Here is a 25,963-nt window from a genome sequence, read left to right as displayed (position 1 = left end):
CGGTTCCGTCTCCGTACGGAACCGGGCCGCAAGGATGGGGCCATGGCTGACACCTTCCACTCACGCACCGTCGATGTGACCACCGGGACCCGGGAGGCCGTCCACGACCTGACCGGGGTCTGCGCCTCCTTCCTCCGCGAGGTGGCTCCCGGCCGCGACGGCCTCCTCAACGTGTTCACGCCCCATGCGACAGCCGGGCTCGCCGTCATCGAGACCGGCGCGGGCAGTGATGCGGACCTCCTGGCGGCCCTGCACTCCCTGCTGCCGGCCGACGACCGCTGGCAGCACCGGCACGGTTCCCCGGGCCACGGCCGGGACCACGTCCTGCCGGCGCTCGTCCCGCCGCACGCCACCCTGCCGGTGATCGGGGGGACCCTCCAGCTGGGCACCTGGCAGTCCGTCACCCTGGTGGACACCAACCGGGACAACCCGAACCGCCAGGTGCGGCTGACCTTCCTGGGGTAGCCGGCCCTGCTCCCCCGCCGGACCGCTCGGTGTCGCCTGTCGGGATCGGCGAGTCCGTCGCCTGAGGGACCGTCAGAGCGGGGTCCGGGCGAAGGCCTGCCTGCTGTGCGCGAGCATGGCGCGGACCGCTGGGCGGGGCTCCCCCTTCCACACGAGGCAGAGCAGGGCCGGCGTCTCGACGTCGTCGATGGTGCGGGCGGTGAGCCGGTCGTAGGCCGCGGCCATCGAGGCGCTGAGGACCGCCACGCCCAGCCCGCGGGCGGCGAGGCCGGCGACCGCGTCTGCGGCTCCGGCCTGCAGGGCGATCTCGGGGCGCAGCCCCCGGGCGGCGCAGGCGCCGTCGAAGACCGTGCGCAGGCCGGTGCCGGTCGGCATGCACACCAGGGGGTGGTCGACCAGGTCCCGCAGGGTGACCCGGTGCAGCTGCGCCAAGGGGTGTCCGGCCGGTACCGCCGCGACGAGCCGCTCGGCCACGACCGTCAGCGCCTCCAGCCCCTCGGGAGCGGTGCCCGCCGTCCCGACCAGGGCCAGGTCGACCGCTCCGGCGCGCACGCTCTCCACGAGGCGGTCGGAGTTGTCCTCCAGCAGGGAGATCTCCACGCCGGGGTGTGCACGGTGGAACGCGTCGAGGGCGTCGAAGAGCGGGGTGACCGTGCAGCCGATGACCATTCCGAGGGTCAGGCGCCCCCGGATGAGGTCGGTCACTTCGCCCACGGCCTGGGTGACGGCGGCGGCGGCCGCGAGCGCCGCGCGGGCGTGTGCGAGCGCAGCCCTGCCCGCGGCGGTGAGGGTTGCGGTGCGCGCCGACCGGTCGAACAGCTCGGCGCCCAGTTCGTGCTCCAGCCGCCGGATCTGGGCGCTGACCCCGGACTGGCTGATGTGCACCCGCTCCGCGGCCCGGGTGAAGTTCCGCTCCTCGGCGACGGCCACGAAGTAGGCGAGCTGTCTCAGTTCCATGACCAGGAATTCTAGTTGCCAGTAATTCCATCTGTTGGACTACTGGGCGGAGACCGGACAGGCTGGGGGCGAGACGTCAGCCGTCGAGGAGGAATCCGTGAACGCGTACGAGAAGGCCCTGCGGCCTGAGGACATCACCCGCCTGTTCGTCGAGCGCTCCAATGCCGGGGACGCGGCCGGGGTGGCCGCGCTCTACGAGGAGGAGGCCGTGATGGCCTACCCGGCCGGGGAGCTGACCGTGGGGCGGGAGGCCATCCGCGCGCTCTGGGAGGGGGTGCTGGCGCACCGCCCCCGCTTCGAGCCGGAGGAATCGCTGCCGACCCTGGTCAGCGACGGCATCGCCCTCACGTCCACCCCGCCGCGGGACGGCTCGGGCGCCCGCGCGCAGGTCGTCCGCCGCCAGCCGGACGGGAGCTGGCTGCGCCTGTTGGACCAGCCCGAGTTCGCCCCGCCCACCGGCTGACAGCGGTCGCTGACACGACGACGACGGTGCTTCAGTACGGCCCGTAGCGCAGGCGGCCGAGGGCGGTCAGGGGCCGGTCGTGGGCGGCGACGGGGGCCGGGAGGCAGGTGGAGCCGGTGAGGTGGCGGTCCACGGCGGCTGCCGCGGCGCGGCCTTCGGCGATGGCCCAGACCACCAGGGACTGCCCCCGGCCCGCGTCGCCGGCGACGAACACGCCGGGTGCGCGGCCGCCGGTGGCCGCGAAGGCCGCGTCCCGGGCGAAGTTGCCCCGCTCGTCCAGGTCCAGACCGAGTTGTTCGCCGAGGCCGCCGGCCCGCTCGGGGCCCGCGAAGCCGAGCGCCAGCAGGACCAGCCCGGCCGGCAGGACGCGGTCGGTGCCCTCCACGGGCCGGCGCTCCAGCGGCTCGACGGCGGTCAGGCGCAGTGCCCGTACCCGGCCCGCGGCGTCCCCCTCGAAGTGCAGGGTCGCGCTGGAGAACAGCCGGGGGTCGCGGCCTCCGCGCCCGCGGGCCTCCTCGTGGGCGTGGGAGATGCGGTACACCTTCGGGTACACCGGCCAGGGCTCGCCGTCGGCGCGGTCGGTGCCGGGTTCCGGATTGATGTCGAGCTGGACCACGGACAGGGCCCCTTGGCGCAGGGCGGTGCCCAGGCAGTCGGAGCCGGTGTCGCCGCCCCCCACGATGACCACGTGGCGGCCCTCGGCGGTGACGGGGGATGCGGCGCAGTCGCCTTCCTGGACCCGGTTGGCGCAGGTCAGGTACTCCATCGCCTGGTGGATGCCGTGCAGGGCGCGGCCCGGGACCGGCAGCTCGCGGCGCTCGCCTGCGCCGACGGCGACAACCACGGCGTCGGACCGTCCGCGCAGCTCGGCCGCGTCCGGGCCGCCCGCGCCGCCCAGGTCCGCGCCCGTGACGAAGACGGTGCCCTCCGCCCGCATCTGCTCGATACGGCGGTCCAGGTGCGCCTTCTCCATCTTGAACTCGGGGATGCCGTAGCGCAGCAGCCCGCCGAGCCGGTCGGACCGCTCGTGGACGGTGACGCTGTGGCCGGCCCGGGTCAGCTGCTGGGCTGCGGCCAGGCCGGCCGGGCCGGAGCCGATGACGGCGACCGTCCTGCCGCTGGTGCGCTCGGGCGGCCGCGGGGTCAGCCAGCCGCGCCGCAGCCCTTCGTCCGCGACGGTCTGCTCGACGTTCTTGATGGTCACCGGGTCGGCGTTGATGGTGAGGACGCAGGCGTCCTCGCAGGGGGCCGGGCAGAGGCGGCCGGTGACCTCGGGGAAGTTGTTCGTCGCATGCAGCCGCTCGTACGCCGCCCGCCAGTCGGCGCGGGCGGCGAAGGCGTTCCACTCGGGTATGAGGTTCCCCAGGGGGCAGCCCGTGTGGCAGAAGGGGATGCCGCAGTCCATGCAGCGGTCGGCCTGCCGGGAGACGAGCGGCAGCAGCGCCTGGCCGGCGTACACCTCGCGCCAGTCGCCGAGCCTCTCCTCGACGGGACGGGCCGGGATGGACTCGCGGGGAATCCTGAGGAAGCCGAACGGATCGGTCACGCGCCGCCTCCCTGGATCGTTCGCGGCAGGTGCACGACGCGCGCCCTGGCCCTGCGACTCGTGCGCGCGTCTTGTGGCGGTTTGACCAGGTTACGCCGTATCGACCGCCGCACCCTGGGCGATCGTGCAGCGGTGACCGTACGGGTGGGAGGAGTGACCGTTCGCTCCCGCGCGACGGCGCGGGCCGGTAGCGTCGACCGGATGATGGTGGGTACCCCCGACACCCGGCTCGTGGTCCTGCGCGGCAACAGCGCCTCCGGCAAGTCCTCGGTCGCCGCCGGGCTCCGGGAGCGCTTCGGGCGCGGCCTGGCCCTGGTCGGCCAGGACCACCTGCGCCGCGTCGTCCTGCGCGAACGCGACCGGCCGGACGGCGCGAACATCGGCCTCATCGACACCGTTGCGCGCTACGCCCTGGACGCCGGCTACCACGTCGTCGTCGAGGGCATCCTCTCCGCGGGCCACTACGGCCCCATGCTCGCCGGGCTGCGCGCCGACCACCGGGGACCGACCCACCACTACTACCTGGACGTGCCCCTGGCGGAGACCCTCGTGCGGCATGCGACGAAGCCGATCGCCCGCGAGGTCTCCGAGGACGCACTGGCCTCCTGGTACCGGCCGCTCGACCTGCTGGCCGAGGAGGTGGAGAGCGTCATCGGCTCCGCGAGTGCCCTCGACGACACCGTGGAGCGCATCCTGCGGGAAACCGGCCTGAGCAGCCCCGACCTCCGCCGTATCACCGACCCCTGACCGGGATCGACGACTGACGGGCACCGGACATGCGGCAGGGGCCGGTCCGTCGTCCTGCGACGACGGACCGGCCCCTGCGGTGGTGGCCGCGTACTCAGGCGTTCTCGGCGGCGAACATCCAGTGGTGCTTCTCGAACTCGCCGGTCAGGGCGATCAGCAGGTCCTGGGTGACCGGGTCGGCTTCCTCGGTGCTCCGGATGCGCTCGCGCATGCGGGTGATCACCACGCTGAGGGCGTCCACGAGGATGCGCACGGCGTCCACGTCCTTGATCCAGCCCTCCGGCACGCCGCTGATCGCGGTGGCCGAGGCGACCGTGGCCGCGCGGCCGTCAGGGGCGATGCCGAGGGCCGAGGCACGCTCGGCGATCACGTCGGAGTGGGCCCGTGCGGAGGTGACGACCTCGTCGAGCTGGAGGTGGACGGACCGGAAGCGGGGGCCCACCACGTTCCAGTGGACCTGCTTGGCGACGAGCCCCAGGTCCACCAGGTCCACCAGAGCACCCTGGAGCGCTTCTCCGACGACCTTCAGGTCGGCTTCCGGGAGGGCGTTCTTGACGACGGACACAGCGTCTCCATTCCGCAGAGTCGTCACGGCTGACGACGGTAAATCCTGGACGAAACGTCGCCTACCCCTGATGTCCAGCAGAAAACGGTCGGGTCGCCCCCACTCCCCTCCCGGGGTCCGACGCGCCGCGCATTCAGCCCAGTCGGACGGCCACCAGGCAGGTGTCGTCCTCGTGGTGCTCAGGGGTGTAGGCGGCCATGATGCGGTCGAGGGATTCCTGTGCGCCGAGGCCGGTGCAGGACAGCAGCACCGTGCGGAGGGCGTCGATGCCCTGGGTGATGTCCTCCCCGCGCCGCTCGACCATGCCGTCGGTGTACAGGAGCAGCAGGTCGTCCGGCCGGAGCGGGGCGGTGGCGGTCGCGTAATCGTGTCCGGGCAGCATGCCGAGCAGGGGCCCCCGGTGGCCGGTGTCGAGGGTCGAGGCCCGGCCGTCGCGCAGCAGCAGCGGCGGCGGATGGCCGGCGCACGCCCACCGGAAGGTGCGCTCCGCATCGACGTGGCCGATGATCGCGGTCGCCGTCTCGGCGGCCGGGTCGCTGCACAGCAGTTCGTTGAGCCAGGTCGTCAGTTGTCCGGCGTGGGTGCCGGGGGCGTGCGCGAGCCCGGCGAGGGCGTGCCGCTGCTGTGCCATCCGGGCCACGGCGCCCAGGCCGTGCCCGCAGGCGTCGCCCACCGCGAGGAGGATCCGCCCGTCCGGCAGCAGGCGGCACTTGTACCAGTCGCCTCCGACGGCCGCATCGGATTCCACCGGCAGGTAGGCCGCCGCCACGGACAGGCCGAGCTGGGCCAGCGCCGCGGAGTGCGTGGGCAGGAGGGCCTCCCGCAGCGTGGTCGCGACCTGCCGTTCGGCCGCCGCTTCCTCGCGCAGCTGCTCGGTCTGGCGGCGGGTCGCGGCGAGCCGCTGGCGGCTGCGTACCTGGGCGGTCAGGTCGCGGGCGATGAGGTGCAGCGCCCACGGCAGCCCGTCCGTGGCGATGACGGGGTGGCCGACGAGGTGCAGGGTGCGGATCTCTCCGAGCACGCTGAAGCGCACCTCGTCGCCGGCGGGTTCCTCGCCGTCGAGGAGCCCGGTCAGCATCTTCGAGAACCGGGGCACGTCGTCCAGGAGCACCGCGTCGCACAGTTCCACGAGCGACAGGGGGCGGCCCGCTTCGGCGCGGAAGATCGCGTGGAGGCCTTCGGACCAGGTGGTGTCCCCGGACAGCAGGTCCCAGGTGCCCCAGCCCATGGAGGCGATGTACTGCGCGTCGAGCGAGAGCAGTTCGGTCCGGTTCCGGGCGGGCCTCCAGGTGGCCAGCACCTTGTCCCCGCAGGACGCCGCGTCGTACAGCAGCTGCGTGCGGTGCAGTCCGTCGCTGCGCTGCTCGGTGTAGTCCACGGGGTGCGCCTTCAGGGCGCGGCCGCTCTCCAGTACACCGGCCAGCGCGTCGATCAGCCCGCCGGCCGCCGCACCGGGCTGGACCGTGAGGAGCCGCCGCCCGACCTGCCGGTCGGGGGCGTCGAGCCACTGCGCCGAGCGGACGTGGTTGCCCGCCTTGACGGTGAAGTCCACGGTCCGCCCGTCCGCGTCGCGTACGGGGACCAGCAGCGCGGCCGATACCGGGATCGCGGGCAGCGTCGCGCACAGGCATGCCCACGGGTCGTGTTCCTGCGGATCGTCGTCGCAGGCGTGGCCGGGCCCCTCGCCGCCACCGCAGGTGGCGCAGGACGGCGGCGGTCCGCCGGCGTCCCCGCCACCCGGCGCCCCGCGCTCCGGTCCCTCGTCCACTCGCTCGTCGAGGCGGACGCCCGCGGCCCGGCGGGCGGCCGTCCGCAGGGCCGCCACCTCGCGCACCACGAGTTGCTTCAGCGTGTCGGGGTCCTGCGGAATCAGTGGCGTCACGTCGTCCGTCCTCACCGGTTCGTCGGCAGGTGCGGGCCGCCCGCCCGGCCGCCGCGGGGACTACGAGGCCAGCATGCCGGCCCGCAGTCTGGTCAGGATGCCCGTCAGGAGCCTGGACACCTGCATCTGGCTGATGCCGAGCTCGGTGCCGATCTCGGCCTGGGTCAGCTCCTGTCCGAACCGAAGGTACAAGATCGTGCGGTCCCGTTCGGGGAGCCGCTTCACCATCGGGCCGAGCGCGTGCAGGTTCTCGAAGAGTTCCATCGCCCGGTCGTTCTCGCCCGTCGTCTCGCTCAGCGCGTGGGCGCGCTGGCCGGGCGCGGACTGCTCGTCCGACTGGGCCGGCGCGTCGATGGTCTCGGTGGAGTAGCCGTTCGCCGCCACCAGGCCTTCGATGACCGCTTCCTCGTCGAGGCGCAGGTGCCCGGCGATCTCCTTGACGGTGGGGGCCCGGCCGAGCGAGGCGGACAGGTCGTCGCGGGCCTTGGCCAGTTCGATGCGCAGCTCCTGGAGCCGCCGCGGGACCCGTACGGCCCAGGTGGTGTCCCGGAAGTGCCGTTTGATCTCGCCTGTGATGTAAGGCAGTGCGAGCGTGGAGAACTCGACGCCCCGGTCCGGGTCGAACCGGTCGATGGCCTTGATCAGGCCGATCGTCCCGGCCTGCAGGATGTCCTCCATCTCGGCGCCCGCGCCGGACGCGCCGCCCGTGCGGCTGCGGAAGCTGCGCGCGGCGAAGCGGACGAGGGACATGTTCATCTCGATGAGGGTGTTGCGGGCGTACTGGTGGCCGGCGGAGCCCTCAGGCACCTCCCGCAGGCGCGCGAAGAACAGCTTCGACAGCTCGCGCGCGTCGGCCGGTGTGACCCGGTGCGCCTGGGCTATCGCGGGCAGCGGCACTCTGTCGGTGCGCGTCCCTGGTCCGACGCCGGCGCAGCCCGTTCCCTGATCGGCCGGCTCGACGGAGCCGGGGTTGGCGTTGACTGTGGTGGTGGCCGCGGGAGAGCCAGGCACGGTGCCGTCCTTCCGTCTGTTCGTTTCGGTGCTGCGAGCGTGCGCCTGCCCCCGCAGCCGACCCGCACACACGCGGGAGCAGAACCGAGCCCTTCTGCCCTGACGCGGGGGGGCGTACGTCCCCCGCCCCGGTGCCTTCCGGCCCCTGGCCGCGAGGGGCAGGCCGTGGTCGGGCAGCCGCGGCGTAGTGCAACGGGGGGAGGCGGGCGAGGCGCTGAGCGTGCTTCCCGGTGGCGGGGCCCATCCTGGGATGTCCTGGGGTCGGCGGGGACCCGTCCGTCCCGCCGCACCGAGCCCGTCCCGCGAAGGTCCGCCCCGGAAAGCTACGGAGACCCATGTCCGCGCCCGTCGCACCTGAAGCCACCGCCGCGGCCCTCTTGCGCCGTCCCCAGCTGTGGCTGGTCCCCACGATCCTCACGGGGCTACTCGCCCTGCTGCTGTCCCTGCTGTACATGGGCGGCATCGTCAATCCGCAGGCGGATCTGGACGACCTGCCCATCGCCCTGGTCGACGAGGACGCCGGGCAGCCACCGCCCCGGCAGCAGCAGAACCTGGGCGCGCAGATCACGGCGGCCATTGCCGCCGACCCCGCGGGCGGGAAGGCCGGCTGGCGTGTGCTGACGCGTGCCCAGGCCCAGGACCAGCTCGACTCGGGCAAGGTCTACGGCGCACTGGTGGTCCCCGCCGACTTCACGGACTCCGTCACGGCCCTCACCACCTCCGGGGCCACCCGGCGGCCGGCCCTCACGGTGCTGACGAACCCGGGCAAGGGAAGCCTGGGCTCCTCGCTCGCCAGTCAGATCACCACGCAGGCCGCCCACCGCGCGTCGGAGTCCCTGGGCCGACAGCTCACGGCGGCCGCCGGGGCGCAGGCGGCCCCCACCGCGAAGCTGCTGCTGGCCGACCCGGTCGAGGTCGTCACCCGCGTCGGCCATCCGATCGGCGCCCACAGCGGCCTGGGCCTGACGGCCTTCTACTACACCCTGCTGCTGGTGCTGGCCGGATTCATGGGCGGCAACGTGATCAGCAACGGGGTCGACACCGCCCTCGGGTATGCCGACAACGAGATCGGCCCCTGGCACACCCGGCGCCCGACCGTGCCGATCAACCGCACCCAGACGCTGCTGCTGAAGATGGCGATGACGGCGGGCATCACCCTGCTCAGCACGGCGCTGGTGCTGCTGGCCTGTGTCGTCGTGCTCGGCATGGACGCCTCGCACCTGCCCCTGCTGTGGGTCTACTCCTACTGCGCGGCCCTCGCCGTCGGTCTGGGCGTGCAGGCCATCAACGCCGCCTTCGGCGGTATCGGACAGCTGGTGTCGATGTTCGTCTTCATCGTGCTGGGCCTGCCGTCGTCGGGGGCGACGGTCCCGCTGCAGGCGGTTCCCGGCTTCTACCGCTTCCTGTCCCATTTCGAACCGATGCGCCAGCTCAGTGACGGGGTGCGCGCGATCCTCTACTTCGACGCCCGCGGTGACGCCGGGCTCACCCGCTCCTGGATCATGATCGCGGTCGGTACGGTCCTCGCCCTGCTCTTCGGGTTCGCCATGACCGCCTACTACGACCGCAAGGGCCACAAGCGCCTCACACCACAGCCTGCCTGACCGGCATCGCTCATGTCGTCGCTCATGTCGTCGCTCGTGTCGTCGCTCGTGTCGTCGCTCATGGTGATCTCGCTCATATCCATGACGGCCGGAGGAGCTTTTCGCCGGCCTCGACACGGTACGGGTTACCCCCGGTCAGGCGGCTGAGGGCCGGAGCCGGCACACGCAAAGACCAATGGAGCGGGGCTCGCACCTCCCGAGCGCCACATTCCTGTGTCAGCGACCATAGTTTTTTGGGCCTCTGAAGCGGATATATTCTTTCGTCGGTACGGCCGCCGGGGCGCGGCCGGACCTCGACGAGACCCACCCCCTTCAGACGGCAGGGTGGGCGTGGAGTGACGAGGAGAAGACGTGGGAGACGCGGCTTGCGTGCAGGCGCTGCCCGACCGGGACGGCACCCGCATCATCGTCTGCTCCGGTGAGTTCGACATCGACTCGCACGGCGCCTTGGCCGAGGCCATGAACGCCGCCCGCCTCGACGGGGTGAAACGCACCGTCCTGGACATGCATCTCGTCTCGTTCGCCGACTCGTCCATGCTCAATACGCTGCTCGTCGCCCACCGCCGCCAGCACCTGGTCCTTGCAGGGCCCTTCTCGCCCCAGATCGCGCGCCTCCTCACCGTCACCGGCACGGACAAGGTCCTCACCCTCGCAGCGGACCTCGCCGACGCCTGCACCCCCTGAGCGGCGCTTGCGCCACCCCGCCCGTCCGGCATGCCCCGGCGCCGGGGTGCACCGTCGTTCACCGGCGTGCCCGCAACCGGATACGTCCTGCCCCGACGACCAACCGCTGCGCCCATGGGCGGCGTTGAGCCGGCACCGACCGGCACCGGCCGGGCGGACCGGGGAGGAAGCGTCCCGGGACACGGTCCACGGTGATCCACCATGCGGACAGCGGTTGCACGTGCCCGCGCGGCGCCGACAGGATACGGCCATGGCCCCCGTCCTGGTATCGCGTCGTCACGTAGACCTGCTGCGTGTCTCGACCATGCTGTGTCGGGCCGACTTCCCCCGTACGCACGGCTGTTGATCCGCTGATCCGCCGCGCCTGACACCGTACGGACATCTCTGCGCGCGTCCCCGCGCCGTCTCCTGCCTGCCCTCCCGCCCGTGTCCACGTGCCCGCGCCGCTGTGCGGCGGCACGTCGCTCGGTGCTGCTCCGACGAGGTCCCCCATGACGCACGACCCCCTGCTCCACTGGTTCCTGCCCACCGGCGGCGACGGCCGCGATCCCGGTGGTGTCACCGCCGTCCAGGGCCGCACCGGGGCCGCCACCCGGCGTCCCGCCGACATCCCGTACCTGACCCAGGTCGCCCGCGCCGCCGAACAGGCGGGCTTCCACTCGCTGCTGACCCCGGTGGGGCTGGGCTGCGTCGACCCGTGGATCCTCAGCTCCGCGCTGGCGCAGCACACCGACCGCATCGGCTTCCTCGTGGCCTTCCGCGCGGGCTTCGCCAGCCCAACCCTGATCGCGCAGCAGGCGGACGCCTTCCGGCGGTTCGCGGGCGGACGACTCGCCCTGAACGTGGTCACCGGTGGCGATCCGGCCGAACAGCGGGCCTACGGTGACCGGTTGGGGCACGACGACCGCTACGCCCGCACCGAGGAGGTGATGCAGGTCCTGAGGTCGCTGCTGGAGGGCCGGTCCGTGGACCACGACGGGGCGCACCTGCGGATCGAGGGGGCCCGGCTCACCGGTCCGGCAGTGCAGCACCCGATACCGCTGTACTTCGGCGGGGCCTCGCCCGCCGCCGAGGAGGTGGCCGCCCGGCAGGCCGACGTACAGCTGCTGTGGGGCGAGCCGCCGGCCGCCGTCGCCGCGCGGGTGGACCGGCTCAGGGAGCGGGCCCGGGCGGCCGGCCGCAGGGTCCGGTTCGGGCTGCGGCTGCACGTCATCAGCCGGGACACGGCGGCGCAGGCGTGGTCGGAGGCGGACCGGATCCTCGCCGGGATCGATCCGGAGGCCGTGCGGGTGAGCCAGGAGCGGTTCGCCGCCATGGACTCCACCGGGCAGGCCCGGATGACGGCGCTGCACGGCGGGGACGTGGACGCATCCCGCCTCACGGTGGCCCCGAACCTGTGGGCGGGCATCGGGCTGGTCCGCGAGGGCGCGGGCACGGCGCTGGTCGGCTCGCACGACGAGGTGGCGGCCCGGCTCGCCGAGTACGGGGCCCTGGGCATCGACGAGTTCGTCCTCTCCGGTTACCCGCACCTGGAAGAGGCGTACCGGGTCGGCGAGGAAGTGGCTCCGCGGCTGCGCGCTCTGGCCGGGCCGGCGGCCGCCGCATGACCGCGCTCACGACGGCGGCCGACCCGGGCCGCCTTCCGCGAACCGCCCCGGATGAGGAAGGGGCCGCGTCCCCCCGGCGGGACCGGCTGCGCGATGCACTGCGCTGGGGTGCGCTGCGGCTCACGGCGCTGGCGGTGCTCCTGGCCGGCTGGCAGACCGTGGTGTCCGCCGAGGTGTGGCCGCGGGTCCTGGTGCCCTCGCCGGGGGACGTGTGGCGGCAGTTCGTCCTCTCCTCCACCGTGCACGAGGGGGTCCGCGGCTACGGGGGCCACCTGCTGGTCGAGCACCTGGGGGTGAGCCTGGGCCGGATCGGCACCGGCACCGCGTACGCCGTCCTGGCGGGCGTGCCGCTGGGCCTGCTGATCGGCACGGTCCGGCCACTGGCCGTGGTGCTGGAGCCGGCGGTGACGTTCCTGCGGACCCTGCCGCCGCTCGCGTACCTCTCGCTGCTCGTCATCTGGTTCGGCATCGACGAGGCTCCGAAGATCTGGCTCCTGGTGATCGCCGCCCTGCCGCCGATCGCAGCGGCCACCGCGGCGGCCGTGCGGACGGTCCCGGAGCAACTCGTCGAGGCTGCACGGGCCTTGGGTTCCGGACGGGTCGCGCTGCTGTTGTCGGTCCGGTTGCCGTCCGCGCTGCCCGAGATCCTCACGGGCATCCGCATCGCCGTCGGGGTCGCCTACACCTCGGTCGTCGCGGCGGAGACCATCAACGGCGTCCCCGGCATCGGCGGGATGATCCGCGACGCGCAGCGCTACAACCTGACCGCGCTGGTGGTCGCGGGCATCATCGCCATCGGCCTGTCCGGCATCGTGCTGGACGCGCTGCTGCGCCTCGTCGAGCGCCTCGCCGTCCCGTGGCGCGGTCGCACCTGAACCCCCTGGCCCCGCCCCCTTCCTGCCCCGCTCCCTCCCCTGCCCCTTCCCGTACGCCTTCCGACGGAGACCGACCATGCCCACCGCCCTGCCCCGACGCGCCCTCCTGTTCACTGCCGCCCTCGCCCTGACGGCCTCCGCCACCACCGCCTGCGGGGGTGGCGGGGACGCGGCCGGCGGCTCCGCCGGGCGGACCACCGTACGGATCGCCTACCAGGCGATACCCAATGCGGACCTGGTGGTGAAGAACCAGCGGCTGCTGGAGAAAGCCCTCCCCGACGTGGACGTGAAGTGGGTGAAGTTCGAGTCCGGGGGCGATGTGAACACCGCCGTGATCGCCGGCTCGGTCGACCTGGGCCTGGCCGGGTCGAGCCCCGTCACCAAGGGCCTGTCCGCTCCGCTGGACATCCCGTACAAGGTGGTGTGGATCCACGACCTGATCGGGGACAACGAGGCGCTCGTCGCCAGGCCCGGGATCGGCTCGGTGCAGGACCTGGCGGGCAAGAAGGTGGCCACGCCCTTCGGTTCCACGGCTCACTACTCGCTCCTCGCCGCCCTCACCGCCGCCGGCGTGGAGCCGTCGGCCGTCCAGAGCATCGACCTCCAGCCCCAGGACGCCCTCGCCGCGTGGAAGCGCGGGGACATCGACGCCGCGTACGTGTGGACGCCGACGCTCGGCGAACTGGCGAAGGACGGCAAGGTGCTCGTCAGCAGCCGTGAACTGGCCCGCCAGGGCAAGCCCACGGCCGATCTGGGCGTGGTCACGAACGCGTTCGCCGCCCGGCACCCGGAGGTCGTCACGGCCTGGATCAAGGCGCAGGACCAGGCCGTCGCCCAGGCACGGACCGCCCCCGACCAGGCGGCGAAGTCCATCGGTGCGGAGCTCGGACTGCCGGCGGAGGAGGCGAAGCGGCAGCTGTCGGAGCTGGTGCTGCTGAGCGCGAAGGAGCAGACGGGACCCGAGTACCTGGGTACGCCGGGAGCCCCGGGCCGACTGGCGGAGCACCTGCACGACGCGGCGGTGTTCCTGAAGGGCCAGAAGGCGGTCGACGCGGTGCCGGACCAGGCCGTGTTCGGGCGGGCACTCGCCGTGGAGGAGCTCGGCCGTGCCGCGAACTGATGCCCCGGCTGCCGCTCCCGGTACGCAGGGCGCGACCGGGGGCCCGGCCGTCGACCTGACCGGGGTGTCGCTCCGGTACGGCTCGGCGAAGCGTCCGGTGACGGCGCTCGAGGGGGTGGACCTGCAGGTCGGGCGGGGCGAGTTCGTCGTCCTGGTCGGGCCTTCCGGCTGCGGGAAGACGAGCCTGCTGCGCGTGGTGGCGGGCTTCGAGCGGCCCTCCTCGGGCCGGGCCCTGGTCCGGGGTGCGCCACCGGCGCCCGGCGTCGGAGCCGGGGTGGTGTTCCAGCAGCCCCGGCTGTTCCCCTGGCGCACGGTCGGCGGGAACCTCGGCTTCGCGCTGGCCCGGCACGGGGTGCCGCGGGCCGAGCGGGCCGCCCGGATCACGGAGCTCCTGGAACGGGTCGGGCTGGCGGGCATGGCCGGCCGGCGGACGTGGGAGCTGTCGGGTGGTCAGCAGCAGCGGGTGGCGCTCGCCCGGGCCCTGGCCGCGGAACCCGGGCTCCTGCTCATGGACGAGCCGTTCGCGGCGCTCGACGCACTGACCCGGGAGCGCCTCCAGGAGGAGGTCCGGGCCCTGGCCGGGCGACTCGGCACGACGGTGCTGTTCGTGACCCATTCGGCCGAGGAGGCGGTCCTGCTCGGCTCCCGGGTGCTCGTCATGGCCGCGGGGCCCGGCCGGGTGGTGGCGGAGCTGGCGGTCGGGCTGGACCGGGCGCCGGGCACGGACGTGGCCGCGCTGCGCTCCTCGCCGGAGTTCGCCCGGCTCCGCGGCCGGCTCACCGAGGCCATGCGCGGCTGAGCAGCTGCGGACCGGTACGGCGTGGTGCGCCGCGCACGGGAAGGGGCCCGGACTCTGTCGAGTCCGGGCCCCTTCCCGTGGGGCGGGTCAGGCCGGTCGGCCGCCGAACGGGGCGCCCGTGCCGTAGTACGTGCCCAGTTCCTCGCGGTACCCCGCGTCGCCGAGGTGCTGGTCCCGGTGGAACTCCGGGGAGTCCTTGATCTGCTCCTTGGTGCGGTCGACGTAGACCTTCTGCTCGTCCGCGTCGATCCGGATCACGGTGCTGGCCGGCAGCAGGACTTCCTTGCCGAAGATCCACACACCGGTGTCCACGACCAGATAGGCGTCACCGACCTCGTCGGAGTGCTTGTCGACCTTGCCGATGCTGCCGTCGGTCGCCTCGACCTTGTAACCGGTGAGGTCGGTGCCGGCCAGGTGGCCCGTCGTCGACTTGTAGCTCCACACATGCTCAGTCACGCGAAAACAACTCCTCCGGTCTTCGGAAGGGCGGGGGTTTTCCCTGTCCTTCCTCTTCTCCGTATGTGGTGCGCTCCGTATGCGGTGCGCGGCGGGCTTCCCGCTCCCGCCTGGAATCCGCCTGCCCCGCCCCCCGGGGTTCATTCGCCCGGATGCGCGGAGCCGTGGGCCGGGCGGGCGCCCTCCTCGGGGCGCCTACTCCGGCAGGGAGGGCGTGATCTTTGCGGCGTGCACGGTGAGCCGCCCGATGCGGGTCTCGTGGTTGGACGCCGTCGTGCTGGGGTTCGCCGCGGCGTCGGCCCGCACGTCGTGCAGGTACCAGGTGGTGCGCGGGACGGATTCCCCGGCAGCCGTCTCCTCGATCGTGACGTGCTCCGGCGCGCTCACGCCGTCCGCCGACAGGGCCCACTCCTGCGCCCCGGGCACATCGGTGAGGACGCAGTCGTCCAGGGTGAGGGTCAGCTCCTGTCCGGGCAGGCCGAGGTCCCCCTGGGGGCCCAGGCCGGTGATCTCCCCGCAGGTGAACCGCTCTCCGCGGACGGTGACGTGGTAAGTGCTGGATGTGTTCGCAACGGATTCGGTCATGTCCCTCGCCTGCCCCGCTCGGACGGAACACAACCCGGGCTCCCGCCGTGACATGAGTGCCCCCGCGCTGGAAATCCGGGAGGACATGACACGCACACCACAGCCGGACCACGAGGGTGACCGCGCACGCGGAGGCCCTGACCCCGGCCACGAGGCCTACACCGACGCGGGGCCGGACGCCCGGGTCGAGGAGCGCGCACCGGACCACCTGCACGCGCTGCCGCGGCGTTCCTGGAAGGCCGCGCTGCGGGGCACCGTGAAGGAGTTCCAGAAGGACGAGTTGGCCGACCGGGCCGCCGCCCTCACCTACTACGGGGTGCTGGCGCTCTTCCCGGCCCTGCTGGTGCTGGTCTCCCTGCTCGGCATCGCCGGCGAGTCGGCCACCGCGAAGGTCCTCGCCAACATCCGGAAGCTGGCTCCCGGTTCGGCCCGGGACGTGATCAGCGACGCGGTGGAGCAGTTGCAGGGCCGCAGCGGTGTGGGCTCGCTGGTCGCCGTCGTCGGCCTGCTGGTCGCGGTGTGGTCGGCCTCCGGGTACATCGCCGCGTTCATCCGCGCCTCGAACGCCGTCTACGACATGCCCGAGGGACGTCCGGTCTGGAAGGTGCTGCCCCTGCGCCTGGCCCTCACCGTCACCTTGATGGTGCTCGCCTGTGCGAGCGCCCTGATCGTGGTCTTCTCCGGCGGGCTGGCGCAGCAGGCGGGCACCGCCCTGGGCGTCGGCGACAGCGGGCTGCTCGTCTGGTCGGTGGTGAAGTGGCCGGTGCTGGTCGTGCTCGTCACGATCATGATCGCGCTCCTCTACTGGGCCGCCCCGAACGCCAAGGGCCGCGGGTTCAAGTGGGTGACCCCGGGCAGTGTCCTGGCCCTGGTCATCTGGATGGCCGCCTCGGCCGGCTTCGCCTTCTACGTCGCCAACTTCGCCTCCTACAACAAGACGTACGGCACCCTTGCCGGCGTCGTCGTCTTCCTGGTGTGGCTGTGGCTGACCAACCTGGCCGTCCTCCTCGGGTTGGAGTTCGATGCGGAGACGGCCCGTCAGCGGGCCATCGCCGGAGGGCTGCCCGCGGACGAGGAGCCGTACGTCCGGCCCCGTGACACCCGGGCGTGGAGCGAGGAGGACCGCGAGCGCATCGAAGGGCCGCACTGAATGCGGGCGCTGAGCGGCCCGGTCCGCCCTGCCGCCCCGGAGAACGGGCCGGACCGCTTGGACTGCCCCTTCCTGGGTATTCGCGCCGTGGCCGGAGGGCACGAGACGAGAAGGAGAACACCGTGAGCACGACTGAACGGCAGGCACCCGCCTCCGACGACTCGGTGGGGGTGCTGGTGTCCCGCGCCTCCCAGCAGATCTCGGAGCTCGTCCGCGAGGAACTGCAGCTGGCACGGGCCGAGATGGCCGAGAAGGGCAAGCGGTTTGGGCTCGGCGGCGGCCTGTTCGGCGGCGCCGGCATCGTCGGCCTCCTGGCCGCCCAGGCGTTGGTGGCGACCGGTATCGCCGCGCTTGCCCTGGTGCTCCCGGTGTGGGCCTCGGCCCTGATCCTGACCGTCGTCCTGGCGGCGGTCGCGGCGGGGATGGCCCTGGCCGGGAAGAAGCAGATCGCCCGGGCCGGCATCCCCGCCCCGGAGCAGACCATCGAGAGCGTCAAGGCCGATCTGGCCCAGATCAAGGAGAAGGCACACCGATGAACGAGGCGAGCGACCCGATGAACGACCGGTCCCGCGGCGACCAGCCCACCCCCACGCCCACGCCCGAGGAGCTGCGGGAGCAGGTCGAGCACACGCGTGACGACCTGGGCCGCACCGTGGAGGCGCTGGCGGCCAAGGCCGACGTCAAGGCCCAGGTGAAGGAGAAGACGGCCGCCGCCAAGAGCCAGGCCGCGGAGAAGGCGGCCCAGGTCACGGACCAGATCCGGGAGAAGGCCACCCAGGCCGCGCACCTCGTCAAGGACAAGACCCCGGACCCCGTCCTCGACAAGGCCGCCCAGGCGGCGGCGCAGGTCCGTGAGACGGCGGCGCAGGCCGGCCAGTTCGCTGCCGACAAGACCCCCGACCCGCTCCTCGACCGGGCCGGGCAGGCCGCCACGGCCGCGCGTGCCAACCGCACGCCGCTGATCGCGGCCGGTGCGGCGCTGGTGGTGTTCCTGCTGGTGCGCCGCAGCCGGGGGCGCAAGTGAAACCGTCCAAGATCGCTTATAAGCCCGTCGGCCTGGCCCTGGGCATGGTCAGCGGCATGATCGCCGGAGCCGCGTTCAAGCAGACGTGGAAGGTGATCGAAGGGGAGGGCGACGCCCCGGACGCCACCGACGAGGACCGCTCCTGGCAGCAGATCCTGCTGGCGGCCGCCCTGCAGGGGGCGATCTTCGCCGTGGTCAAGGTGGCCGTGGAACGGTCCGGCGCGGTGGCGACCCGGCGCCTGACGGGTACCTGGCCGGGCTGACCCGGACCGGCCGGGCCCTTGCGGCCCGGCCCGCAGCCCCCGGCTCCCGGCCCCTGGCACCCGTCCCCTGGCACGCGGCTCCCGTCGCCTGGCACCCGGGCCCGTCTCGAAGCCCCCGCTTCCGGCTTCCGGCTTCCGGCCCGCTCGTACCCTCCGTACACCGGCCCGCCGACCCCCGCACTCCTGCGGCGGTCGGCGGGCCGTCGCATGAACCCCGCGGCCCGCGCCGGCGCCGCAGGCCGCGGCCGAGGTGTGGCCGGGTCCGCCACGACGTCGTCCAACCGCCCCCGGTGCGACGGGCGGGGCACGCGAAGGGGCCGGGACCACATCTGTGGTCCCGGCCCCCGTGCCCCGCCCGGGGTCAGTTGTGGTGGTCGTGCCCGTAGTAGTCGCCGACCCGGCCCAGGTAGGACGCGTCTCCGCGGTGTTTGTCCTTCTCGTACTCCGGGGCGTCCTTGATCTGCTCCTTGGACCGGCTGACGTGGATCTTCTCGCCCTCCATGTCCACGCGCTCGATCGTGCCCGCGGGCAGCAGGACCTCCTTGCCGAAGATCCACGGGCCGGTGTCCACGACGATGTACGAGGATCCGACGTCCTCGGTGTGCTCGTCGACCTTGCCGATGTGCCCGTCGGTCGCCTCCACCTTGAAGCCGATCAGGCGGGCACCGGCCGGGTACCGCGAATCGGGACCGTAATTCCACAGTTCGGACATGGCTCCTCTTTTCCGGGCTGTTCCCCGCGCCGGGGAACGGACACAGCCATCTCTCCCCGGCGCGGTCCCAGCCCCCGCCGCTCTTACGCCACCTGCGGAGTCCGTCACCTGGACGGCCCCGCGGGCGGTTCTCCGGTGTGCCGTCCCCGTCAGCCCTCGCCGCCCGGCAGCAGCTCCTTGGCCTTGGCGACGGCGAACCCCCAGCCCTGCGACAGGGTCGGCTTGCCGGGGACGGCCACTTCCTCCGGGTTGGTCAGGACGTCCAGCAGGACCGGCCCCGGGGTCTCGAAGGCCCGGCGCACCCCGTCGTGCAGGTCGGCCGGGTCGGTGATGCGGATCCCCGTCAGGCCCAGGGCCGTGGCGACCGCCGCGAAGTCGGGGTTGTCGAGCTCCGTGCCGAACTCCGGCAGGCCCACCTGCTCCTGTTCGAGCTTGACCATGCCCAGCCGCCGGTTGTCGAAGACGACGAGCTTCACCGGGAGCCGGTACGTCTTGATCGTCATCAGGTCGCCGAGCAGCATGCTCAGGCCGCCGTCCCCGCAGAGGGCGACGATCTGCCGGTCGGGCGCCCACAGCTGTGCACCGAGGGCCTGCGGCATGGCGTTGGCCATCGATCCCAGGTTGTACGAGCCGATCAGACGGCGCTCGCCGCGCATGGTCACGAATCGCGACAGCCAGACGGTGGCCATGCCGGTGTCGGAGGTGAAGACGGCGTCCTCGGCTGCGTACGCGTCGACTGCCGCGGCCAGCGCCTCGGGGCGGATCTGGTGGTCGCGGTTGTCGAGGGCGGCGCGCAGCCTGCCCGTCCAGCGGCGTTCGTGCGCGGGGTCGGCCAGCTGCTGCTGGCCTTCCTGCCACTGGGCGAACTCCTTCCGGGCATCGTCCAGGTGGGCACGGTCCGGGACCGCCTTCAACAGTGGCAGCAGGGCCCGCAGGGTGGCGCCGACATCGCCGGCCAGGCCCACGTCCACGGGGGTACGGCGCCCCAGGTGCTCTTCGCGGGCGTCGACCTGGACCACCTTGACGTCCTGCGGGTACCACTCCCGGTAGGGGAAGTCCGTCCCGAGCATCAGGAGGGCGTCGCCGCTGTCGAGGGCGTGCGCGGCGGCCGGGTTGCCGATGAGACCGGTCTGCCCCACCTGGTAGGGGTTGTCGTCCTCGAAGCCCTCCTTGGCCTTCAGGGTGAGCACCATGGGCGCCGCCAGCAGTGCGGCCGCCTCCAGGACCTCGGTGCGGGCCTCGCGGGCGCCCTGGCCGACGAGCAGGGTGACGCGGGACGCCTCGTTCAGCAGTTCGGCGGCCCGGACGAGGGCCGGGTCGTCGGGGCGGGTGACGGCCCGGTCGAGGGCGAAGCGCGTGGGCCGGTCGTCCGTCAGCTCCTGGTCGCCCAGGTCGCCGGGCACGGTCAGGACGGCCACGCCGCCACGGGTCACGGCGGCGCGCACGGCGGATTCGAGCAGGCGCGGCATCTGGTCCGGGGAGGTGACGGTGGCCCGGTAGACGGCCACGTCGCGGAAGAGCAGGTCGTTGTCGACTTCCTGGAAGTAGTCGCTGCCGATCTCGGCGAGGGGGACCTGGCCGCAGATGGCAAGGACGGGGGCGTGGCTCTTGGCGGCGTCGTAGAGCCCGTTCAGGAGGTGTACGGAGCCGGGTCCCACGGTGCCCATGCAGACCCCGAGGGTGCCGGAGAGCTGGGACTGCGCCCCGGCGGCGAAGGCCGCGGCCTCCTCGTGCCGGCAGCCGACCCACTCCAGGCCGTCGGTGGTCCGGATGGCGTCGGTCAGCGGGTTCAGGGCGTCTCCGACGACTCCGAAGACGTGCTGGACGCCCAGATCCTTGAGTGCGTTGACGATCACGTGGGCGACGGTGCGTGCCACAGGAGTGCCCTCCGGTCCGAATGCGGCTCCCCGGCAGGTGCGCCGGGGCAGCGGGTGCAGCGGTCGGGGTCGGCCGCTCGCCAGTCGCCTGCCCATCCTTCGGGCGGAGATGCGAGCCGCTGCCCGGACGCGCGCCGGGCCTTTCCCGAAGGTGTCGTCCCCGGAGTCCGCCGGCAGACCGCGCTCGACGGGATGAGCCGTCGGGCGTCCGGCGCCCTCGGGCTCGGGCTCGGCGCTCGTGGGTGTGGAGGCCCGCCGACGAGGACAAGGGCGATCTGGAGCGGGTGTGCGTACGGGTGGATGGGCGGCTCGGGTCGCGTGGCTCGCCGCCGCGTGCTGCCGGCGGGTCTACGGTCGTAGGGACCTGTCCCCTGTGTACCGCAGATGAGGTTGCCGGCTGTGTCGACGTCGAGTCATGAGGTGTCCGGAACACCGTGCTGGGTGAGCCTGCTGGCCCGGGACCTGGAGGCCGCCCAGCGGTTCTACAGCGCCGTGCTCGGCTGGGAGTTCCGGTCCACGGGCCTCGGGGAGGGCGTGTCCGTCGCCTGCCACGACGGGGTTCCCGTGGCGGGCATCGGCGCCCTGGCCGGACGGCTCGGCATGTCGGTGGCGTGGATGCCGTACTTCGCGGTCGAGGACGCCGATGTCACGGCGGCCCGGATCCGCGAGCGCGGCGCCACCATGGCGGTCGGCCCGCTCGCCTTCGGCAGGGGACGGGCGGGCCTGGCGGCCGACCCCGCGGGCGCCGCCTTCGGGTTCTGGCAGGGCCGGGTGGTGCGCGACTGGACGGTCGGCCGCGAGGGCGGTCCGGCATGGCTGGAGCTGCGGACGCGCGACGCGTTCGCCGCCGCCATCTTCTACGGCGAGGTCTTCGACTGGAGCGGCGGCCCGCCCGGGTGCTGCACCGTCTCCTACGAGCAGGACCACGTGGTCTTGCGGCACGGCCACGACACCGTCGCCCGGATCAGCGGCGGCGCCCTCGACGAGGACCCCGACCCCCAGGTCCGCCCGCGCTGGCACGTGCACTTCCGCGTGCCGGACCTGGAGGCGGCCGTCGAGGCCGCCACCCGCCTCGGCGGCCGCACCGCCTCCCCCGTGGAGACCTCCCCCGCCAGCCGCTGGGTGGTGCTCGCCGACCCGGAGGGCGCCCTGTTCACGGTGGTCGCCCCGCAGGACGGCGGTTAGGTCGTCTCTTTCGGATCGTGTCGGCTCTGCCCGGGCTGTCCGGTGCGGTGCCTCGCACGGCGGAGGGGCTCCCGTGTACGGGACGTACAGGGGAGCCCCCACAACGCGGCGAGGTGCCGTGCCGGGCGGGCCGGGCCCCGACACGATCCGAGAGAGAAGGCCTGGCCGCCTGGTCCGGACGAGGCATCGTCCGGAGGAGACATCGTCCGGAGCAGGCATCGTCCGGACCAGGCGGCCACGGTTCAGAAGGCGTCCTGCGGATCTTCGATGATGTGCACGGCGGCTTCCTCCGCGGAGGCGGCTCCGGCGTCGATCCCTACGTCACGGGCGAGCACGTTGTTCTCGTGCGGAGAATCGGTGGCCGCCGCCAGCCGGCCCGCGCGGGCGTCGCCCGCCTGCGGGTCGACGGGCTCGCCCTCCCCGTCGACGAGGTCGCCGATGCCGTCGCCCGCGACGGGCTCCTCGTCGGGGACCTCGCGGGCGAGGCGTTCGTCAAGGGTCTCGCCCTGCTGCTGCTCCTCGCCGGTGGTCGCGTACCGGCCGTCGCTCGCGTAGGGGCGCTCGGGCGGCGAGTAGCCCTGGTCGAGGATGAAGTCGGTATCGGGCTCCCCCACGCTGTGGTCCATGTCGGGTTGTCCCTCGGACGTCTCGTCCTCCGGCTGGGGCTGGTAGACGTCGTCGCCGCGGGCGTCGGATGCAGTCATGGCGAATCCTTTCTTCGGCGCACCAGCGGTGCGGGGCGCGCTGCGGTCTCCCTCAGCGCCTCCCCGCACATCGGCCGATCATGCGGGCCGGCCGGAACCACTGTGACTCGTGCGGCCCCTGGTCACGCGGGCTGCCGGGGCACAGCGGCCGTGCGCCGGGACGTGCCGCGCAGCCGCAGCGCTGCCCGGTGCCGCCACAGGGAGGTGACGGTGAGGGTGAAGAGGCCGGTGAAGACGGCCAGGAGCAGCAGCGAGAGCCACATCCCGGGGCTTCCGGGATGCTGTCGGCCCTCCCATACGGTTCCTGCGGCCCACAGGGCGAGCCCCGAGGCGTAGACGGTCCGGATGCGACGCAACTGCCGTACGACGCGCGGGGCGAGGGGGGCGGGAGTCGGTTCCATGGCGGGCTGCTACCCCGAACGCGCCCCGGCTACCGTCGCCGGCCCGAAGATGTCCGCCGGGCCGGGCGCGGCGGCCCCCGCCAGTACCGCCCCCCGGGCGGGCCCGGAGCCATCTCAGCGCCGCCCGGGGCCTGTTCAGCGCGGTTCGGGGTCGGGGGAAGGCTCCTGCGCGCGGTCGTCCAGCCGGGCGGTGACGGGCGTGGCCGTGACGCCGTGCAGGAGCACCGATACCAGGACGGCGAAGGTGACCACGGCCCACAGCTCCTTGGCGGGCGCGGCGAAGTCGGCCTCGCCCAGGGCGTACGCCAGGTAGAAGAACGAGCCGATCCCCCGGATGCCGAAGACGGCGATGGCGGCCCGCTCCCGCCCGACGGCCCGGCCCCGCAGCTGGCTGATCCACCCGACGACGGGGCGGATCAGCAGCAGGAGCACCAGGGCGAGCGCGGCCCCGCGCCAGGTGAGCGCAGCGAGGCCGCCGCTGGCCAGGTAACCGCCGACGAGGAAGAGCACGACGGCGGTCAGCAGCCGTTCGATCTGGTCGGTGAAGGCGTGCATGACCCGGTGGTAGCGGTGGGCGCGCTCCGCTCCGCGGATGGTGCAGGCGGTGATGAACACGGCGAGGAAGCCGTAGCCGTGCAGGAGCTCGGTCAGCCCGTAGGCGGTGAAGGTCGCGGCGAGGGCGACGAAACCCTCACGGTGCTCGGACAGCCGCAGGGCCTTCCAGCCGGCCTGGAAGAACATCCAGCCGAGGAGCCGGCCCACGCCGATGCCGACGACCACACCCACGGTGCTGCGCAGCAGTACGTCGCTCCAGGCCCAGTGCCACAGCCCCTCCGAGGACCAGCCGGTCGCGGAGGCGGTCGTCAGGGCTATCGCGGCCAGGACGAAGGGGAAGGCGAGGCCGTCGTTGAGGCCGGCCTCGCTGGTCAGGCCGAAGCGGACTTCGTCCTCGTCGTCCTTCTCGTCGGTCGGCTCACCCACCCGCACCTCGGCGGCCAGAACCGGGTCCGTGGGCGCCAGCGCCGCCGCGATCAGCAGCGCGACGGCCGGCGGCCAGTCCAGCAGCCATGCCGCGGCAGCCGCGGTCAGCAGGATGGTCAGGGGCATGGCAAGACCCAGCAGCCGCCACGTCGTCGACCAGGCGCGCAGGCCGGGCGGCCGGTTGATGGCCAGCCCCGCACCCATCAGCGCCACCACCACGCACACCTCGGTCAGGTGCTCGACGAGACCCCTGTTGCGAACGGGGTCGAGGTCGGGCAGGGCATCGAGCGGCAGCAGGAACACCAGGAACCCGGCCGCGAGGAACACCATGGGCAAGGACAGCGGCCGCTTCGCGAGCGCCGTCGGCAGTATCGCCGCGCACAAGGCACCCAGCCCGGCGCATGCGTACACCACATCGATCCCCGTCAAACTCAATCCGACCACCGTTCCCGTAAGTGACTCCTGCCGCTCGACTACCCGCTCCGGCCGAGGTCAGCGGTGGAAACCCGGGCGTATCGCATGCCCGTACGAAACCGGCGGCCGGGACGGAGCCGGCAGCCGGGGGCGGAGTTGGCAGCCGGGACCGGGTCAGCAGTCGGGTTCGGTCGGCGCGGACGCCGCCAGCGTGCGCGCGGCAGCCTGCAGCTCGGCCTCCCACGCACCCTGGTCGAGGCCCAGCGTGTACTCGATGCAGCACCCGCAGGGCGGGAGCAACTCCGCGAAGGCCCGCTCCGCGTCGGTTGCACTCTCCGTCGCCCACCAGCCGTCCGACGCCACCTCCGCAGGGACGGTCTCTCCGCCGGCCAGCCGTACTGCCAGTCGGCGCAGGGCGTGACGGCGGGCCAGGCCGGGATCCGGCACGGCGAGACCGGCCTCGGCGAGTGCCTGCTCGAACGCGTCCCGGAGGTCACGGGCGTCCGCGGTACGGGGCAGCCCGGCCAGCTCGCGCACCATGGGGGTGTCCAGGCCGTCGGCCAGCGCCTCGGCCGCCCACATCGGCAGATCCTCCGGGAAGACCTCACCCGCGCGATACCGGCAGGCCATCACACCCAGAGCCGCACGGCTGATCGGCACGGCGGGTGCCGGAGTGAGCGGCGATACCGGCTCGGATGGCGTCCCCTGCGGCGTTCGCGTGGTTCCCATGATGCGTACGATGCCAGTGCCGTGCGCCCGGGCAGGCTCCCGGGGCCCGAACCGTGCAGCGTGGTCCGACGGCCATGGGTCCGCGCGGCGGCCCCCGGTCGGCGGGTGCGGCAACGGACCGGTCACGGCGAGGTGATACCCATACCGCATGGACAACGACCAAGCAGATCCGGCCGAGTTGGCGGCGCTCCGCGCGGCGTACGGTGCGGAGGGGACCGGCAGCGCGGCTCTGGGCTGGGAGGCAGTCCATGATTTCGAAGCCGGGCACGCCGTCGTGCTGCCCGAGCCGTACCGGACCTTCGTGGCCGAGATCGCAGACGGCTGCCGCTCCGGTCCGCCCGAGTACGGCCTCCTCCCGCTGGCGCAACTCCCCGACGACTGGAGCGGCGACGGCCGGCTCCGCGACCTCGGCCGGCCGTTCCCGCTGACGGCGGCGTGGATCTGGGAGGAGGACCCGGGCCAGGTCGCGGACCTCGATGCGACGCTGGAGCGGGTCCACCACCACGGCACGGTGGTCCTCGGCACCGACGGCTGCGCCATGGACTGGCATCTGGTCGTCTCGGGACCACACCGGGGACACGTCTGGCTGATCACCGACGTCGGCGCGGCGCCCTTCGGCGGACCCCCCGGCGACCCGTTCGGCTTCCCCCTTGCCGATCCCGGGTTCGCGAGCTGGGCCCTGAACGGGGCGTCGCCCAGGCCATGACCCTCCGCCGCAAGCCCCTGAGGAGTTTCCGCGTCCCGGGTCGCGTACGCCCCCGGCACGCCGCGCCGGTGGGCCTGCCGCCTAGCCGATCACGCCGGGGCAAGTACCTCGACCACACCCGACGGACGCCCGCGGAACGCGGACACGGCCCGGCCCGGTGGCTCAGTGGTGCTGAGGGGTCACACCGAGTAGGAGCGCCACAGTTTCACGGCCGTTTTCGGGTTGGAGGCCGAGTTGGACTTGTTCGCCTGCAGGCAGCGGTACTGCTTTCCCTGGTAGGAGACGCGGTCGTTCTCCGCGTACTGCCGGTTGACTTTCCAGTCCGAGAATCCTGCTGCCATGTCGTGGTGCCTTTCATCCGGCCGGCTCACTGCCGGGCCCCCGGAATCCTCGCACGCCGGAGCAGCGCCCGCCCCACGCGGCGAGGCTCCTTCGCCCAGCTCGCTGCGCA

At 73.2% G+C, this 25,963-nt stretch carries 29 protein-coding genes; 15 read left to right on the top strand and 14 right to left on the bottom strand.

The genetic code is table 11. The features are described from left to right. The first annotated feature begins 42 nt into the window (after positions 1–42). A complete protein-coding gene (locus tag ACLJTM_RS09935; RefSeq protein ID WP_411103074.1) occupies positions 43–465 on the top strand; it encodes a YjbQ family protein in 423 nt (140 codons plus the stop codon). Positions 466–537: 72 nt separating this feature from the next. Here the strand turns inward: ACLJTM_RS09935 and ACLJTM_RS09930 are convergent, their stop codons facing one another. Beyond that, entirely contained in the window at positions 538–1,422 is an 885-nt protein-coding gene (locus tag ACLJTM_RS09930) for a LysR family transcriptional regulator (protein ID WP_411103073.1), read from the bottom strand. Positions 1,423–1,519: 97 nt separating this feature from the next. On the opposite strand from ACLJTM_RS09930, the gene ACLJTM_RS09925 reads away from it, so the two are divergent. Further along, positions 1,520–1,885 (top strand): YybH family protein, encoded by a 366-nt coding sequence (locus tag ACLJTM_RS09925; RefSeq protein WP_411103072.1) that lies wholly within the window; start codon positions 1,520–1,522, stop codon positions 1,883–1,885. A gap of 31 nt (positions 1,886–1,916) precedes the next feature. Here the strand turns inward: ACLJTM_RS09925 and ACLJTM_RS09920 are convergent, their stop codons facing one another. Then, the gene (locus ACLJTM_RS09920; RefSeq protein ID WP_411103071.1) at positions 1,917–3,431 is read right to left on the bottom strand and encodes a glutamate synthase subunit beta; all 1,515 of its coding nucleotides are present in this window, start codon (positions 3,429–3,431) and stop codon (positions 1,917–1,919) included. A gap of 204 nt (positions 3,432–3,635) precedes the next feature. Between ACLJTM_RS09920 and ACLJTM_RS09915 the strand changes: the two genes are divergently transcribed. Further along, a complete protein-coding gene (locus ACLJTM_RS09915) occupies positions 3,636–4,178 on the top strand; it encodes an AAA family ATPase (protein WP_411103294.1) in 543 nt (180 codons plus the stop codon). A gap of 94 nt (positions 4,179–4,272) precedes the next feature. On the opposite strand, the gene ACLJTM_RS09910 is transcribed toward ACLJTM_RS09915, so the two are convergent. From ACLJTM_RS09910 to ACLJTM_RS09900, 3 genes are all read right to left on the bottom strand, one after another. Beyond that, entirely contained in the window at positions 4,273–4,743 is a 471-nt protein-coding gene (locus ACLJTM_RS09910; protein WP_411103070.1) for a Dps family protein, read from the bottom strand. 133 nt (positions 4,744–4,876) lie between these two features. Next, a complete protein-coding gene (locus tag ACLJTM_RS09905) occupies positions 4,877–6,625 on the bottom strand; it encodes a PP2C family protein-serine/threonine phosphatase (protein ID WP_411103069.1) in 1,749 nt (582 codons plus the stop codon). A 60-nt stretch (positions 6,626–6,685) separates the two neighbouring features. Further along, positions 6,686–7,636: a SigB/SigF/SigG family RNA polymerase sigma factor gene (locus tag ACLJTM_RS09900; protein WP_411103068.1), complete on the bottom strand. Its 951-nt coding sequence runs from the start codon at positions 7,634–7,636 to the stop codon at positions 6,686–6,688. Positions 7,637–7,971: 335 nt separating this feature from the next. On the opposite strand from ACLJTM_RS09900, the gene ACLJTM_RS09895 reads away from it, so the two are divergent. The 6 genes from ACLJTM_RS09895 to ACLJTM_RS09870 all read left to right on the top strand — a co-directional run bounded on the left by ACLJTM_RS09895 (position 7,972) and on the right by ACLJTM_RS09870 (position 14,325). Then, positions 7,972–9,240, top strand: a complete 1,269-nt coding sequence (locus tag ACLJTM_RS09895; protein ID WP_411103067.1) for a YhgE/Pip domain-containing protein — start codon at positions 7,972–7,974, stop codon at positions 9,238–9,240. A 351-nt stretch (positions 9,241–9,591) separates the two neighbouring features. Then, entirely contained in the window at positions 9,592–9,924 is a 333-nt protein-coding gene (locus ACLJTM_RS09890; protein WP_411103066.1) for an STAS domain-containing protein, read from the top strand. A gap of 491 nt (positions 9,925–10,415) precedes the next feature. Beyond that, on the top strand, positions 10,416–11,531 hold the full coding sequence (locus tag ACLJTM_RS09885; protein ID WP_411103065.1) for an LLM class flavin-dependent oxidoreductase: 1,116 nt from the start codon (positions 10,416–10,418) through the stop codon (positions 11,529–11,531). Further along, positions 11,528–12,406 (top strand): ABC transporter permease, encoded by an 879-nt coding sequence (locus tag ACLJTM_RS09880; protein ID WP_411103064.1) that lies wholly within the window; start codon positions 11,528–11,530, stop codon positions 12,404–12,406. Before ACLJTM_RS09885 ends, ACLJTM_RS09880 begins: the two co-directional genes overlap by 4 nt. A gap of 76 nt (positions 12,407–12,482) precedes the next feature. After that, the gene (locus ACLJTM_RS09875; protein WP_411103063.1) at positions 12,483–13,526 is read left to right on the top strand and encodes a glycine betaine ABC transporter substrate-binding protein; all 1,044 of its coding nucleotides are present in this window, start codon (positions 12,483–12,485) and stop codon (positions 13,524–13,526) included. Beyond that, positions 13,513–14,325 carry an ABC transporter ATP-binding protein gene (locus ACLJTM_RS09870; RefSeq protein ID WP_411103062.1) on the top strand — a complete coding sequence of 271 codons (813 nt, stop codon included), beginning with the start codon at positions 13,513–13,515 and terminating at the stop codon, positions 14,323–14,325. The genes ACLJTM_RS09875 and ACLJTM_RS09870 overlap by 14 nt, the downstream gene beginning before the upstream one ends. An 87-nt stretch (positions 14,326–14,412) precedes the next feature. Here the strand turns inward: ACLJTM_RS09870 and ACLJTM_RS09865 are convergent, their stop codons facing one another. Continuing rightward, a complete protein-coding gene (locus tag ACLJTM_RS09865) occupies positions 14,413–14,781 on the bottom strand; it encodes a PRC-barrel domain-containing protein (RefSeq protein ID WP_411103061.1) in 369 nt (122 codons plus the stop codon). A 195-nt stretch (positions 14,782–14,976) separates the two neighbouring features. Beyond that, positions 14,977–15,366, bottom strand: a complete 390-nt coding sequence (locus tag ACLJTM_RS09860; protein WP_411103060.1) for a hypothetical protein — start codon at positions 15,364–15,366, stop codon at positions 14,977–14,979. A gap of 85 nt (positions 15,367–15,451) precedes the next feature. Between ACLJTM_RS09860 and ACLJTM_RS09855 the strand changes: the two genes are divergently transcribed. The 4 genes from ACLJTM_RS09855 to ACLJTM_RS09840 all read left to right on the top strand — a co-directional run bounded on the left by ACLJTM_RS09855 (position 15,452) and on the right by ACLJTM_RS09840 (position 17,803). Next, positions 15,452–16,516 carry a YihY/virulence factor BrkB family protein gene (locus tag ACLJTM_RS09855; RefSeq protein WP_411103059.1) on the top strand — a complete coding sequence of 355 codons (1,065 nt, stop codon included), beginning with the start codon at positions 15,452–15,454 and terminating at the stop codon, positions 16,514–16,516. Positions 16,517–16,638: 122 nt separating this feature from the next. After that, complete coding sequence (locus ACLJTM_RS09850) at positions 16,639–17,052, top strand: phage holin family protein (protein WP_411103058.1); 414 nt, start codon at positions 16,639–16,641, stop codon at positions 17,050–17,052. Between the two features lie 17 nt (positions 17,053–17,069). Then, a complete protein-coding gene (locus ACLJTM_RS09845) occupies positions 17,070–17,540 on the top strand; it encodes a DUF3618 domain-containing protein (protein WP_411103293.1) in 471 nt (156 codons plus the stop codon). Beyond that, the gene (locus ACLJTM_RS09840) at positions 17,537–17,803 is read left to right on the top strand and encodes a DUF4235 domain-containing protein (protein ID WP_411103057.1); all 267 of its coding nucleotides are present in this window, start codon (positions 17,537–17,539) and stop codon (positions 17,801–17,803) included. The genes ACLJTM_RS09845 and ACLJTM_RS09840 overlap by 4 nt, the downstream gene beginning before the upstream one ends. Positions 17,804–18,164: 361 nt before the next feature. Here ACLJTM_RS09840 and ACLJTM_RS09835 read toward each other — a convergent pair whose 3' ends face one another. Together ACLJTM_RS09835 and ACLJTM_RS09830 are read right to left on the bottom strand one after the other, a co-directional pair. Further along, a complete protein-coding gene (locus ACLJTM_RS09835) occupies positions 18,165–18,515 on the bottom strand; it encodes a PRC-barrel domain-containing protein (RefSeq protein ID WP_411103056.1) in 351 nt (116 codons plus the stop codon). Between the two features lie 149 nt (positions 18,516–18,664). After that, on the bottom strand, positions 18,665–20,392 hold the full coding sequence (locus tag ACLJTM_RS09830; RefSeq protein ID WP_411103055.1) for a thiamine pyrophosphate-dependent enzyme: 1,728 nt from the start codon (positions 20,390–20,392) through the stop codon (positions 18,665–18,667). Between the two features lie 450 nt (positions 20,393–20,842). Between ACLJTM_RS09830 and ACLJTM_RS09825 the strand changes: the two genes are divergently transcribed. Continuing rightward, complete coding sequence (locus tag ACLJTM_RS09825; RefSeq protein ID WP_411103292.1) at positions 20,843–21,577, top strand: VOC family protein; 735 nt, start codon at positions 20,843–20,845, stop codon at positions 21,575–21,577. Between the two features lie 242 nt (positions 21,578–21,819). Here ACLJTM_RS09825 and ACLJTM_RS09820 read toward each other — a convergent pair whose 3' ends face one another. The 4 genes from ACLJTM_RS09820 to ACLJTM_RS09805 all read right to left on the bottom strand — a co-directional run bounded on the left by ACLJTM_RS09820 (position 21,820) and on the right by ACLJTM_RS09805 (position 24,659). Next, positions 21,820–22,281: a DUF5709 domain-containing protein gene (locus ACLJTM_RS09820; RefSeq protein WP_411103054.1), complete on the bottom strand. Its 462-nt coding sequence runs from the start codon at positions 22,279–22,281 to the stop codon at positions 21,820–21,822. Between the two features lie 122 nt (positions 22,282–22,403). Then, entirely contained in the window at positions 22,404–22,682 is a 279-nt protein-coding gene (locus ACLJTM_RS09815) for a hypothetical protein (protein ID WP_411103053.1), read from the bottom strand. Positions 22,683–22,817: 135 nt separating this feature from the next. Further along, positions 22,818–24,092, bottom strand: a complete 1,275-nt coding sequence (locus tag ACLJTM_RS09810; protein ID WP_411103291.1) for a cation:proton antiporter — start codon at positions 24,090–24,092, stop codon at positions 22,818–22,820. Positions 24,093–24,251: 159 nt separating this feature from the next. Continuing rightward, positions 24,252–24,659: a hypothetical protein gene (locus tag ACLJTM_RS09805; protein WP_411103052.1), complete on the bottom strand. Its 408-nt coding sequence runs from the start codon at positions 24,657–24,659 to the stop codon at positions 24,252–24,254. A 295-nt stretch (positions 24,660–24,954) separates the two neighbouring features. Here ACLJTM_RS09805 and ACLJTM_RS09800 point away from each other — a divergent pair, with 295 nt between their 5' ends. After that, entirely contained in the window at positions 24,955–25,512 is a 558-nt protein-coding gene (locus tag ACLJTM_RS09800) for an SMI1/KNR4 family protein (RefSeq protein ID WP_411103051.1), read from the top strand. 179 nt (positions 25,513–25,691) lie between these two features. Here ACLJTM_RS09800 and ACLJTM_RS09795 read toward each other — a convergent pair whose 3' ends face one another. Then, positions 25,692–25,853 (bottom strand): carbohydrate-binding protein, encoded by a 162-nt coding sequence (locus ACLJTM_RS09795; protein ID WP_411103050.1) that lies wholly within the window; start codon positions 25,851–25,853, stop codon positions 25,692–25,694. Between the last annotated feature and the right edge of the window lie 110 nt (positions 25,854–25,963).

Source organism: Streptomyces sp. cmx-4-9 (genome assembly GCF_046548835.1).
GTDB lineage: Bacteria > Actinomycetota > Actinomycetes > Streptomycetales > Streptomycetaceae > Streptomyces.
Note: the sequence above shows the minus strand (reverse complement) of the source record. Positions and strands in the feature narration are given on the sequence as shown.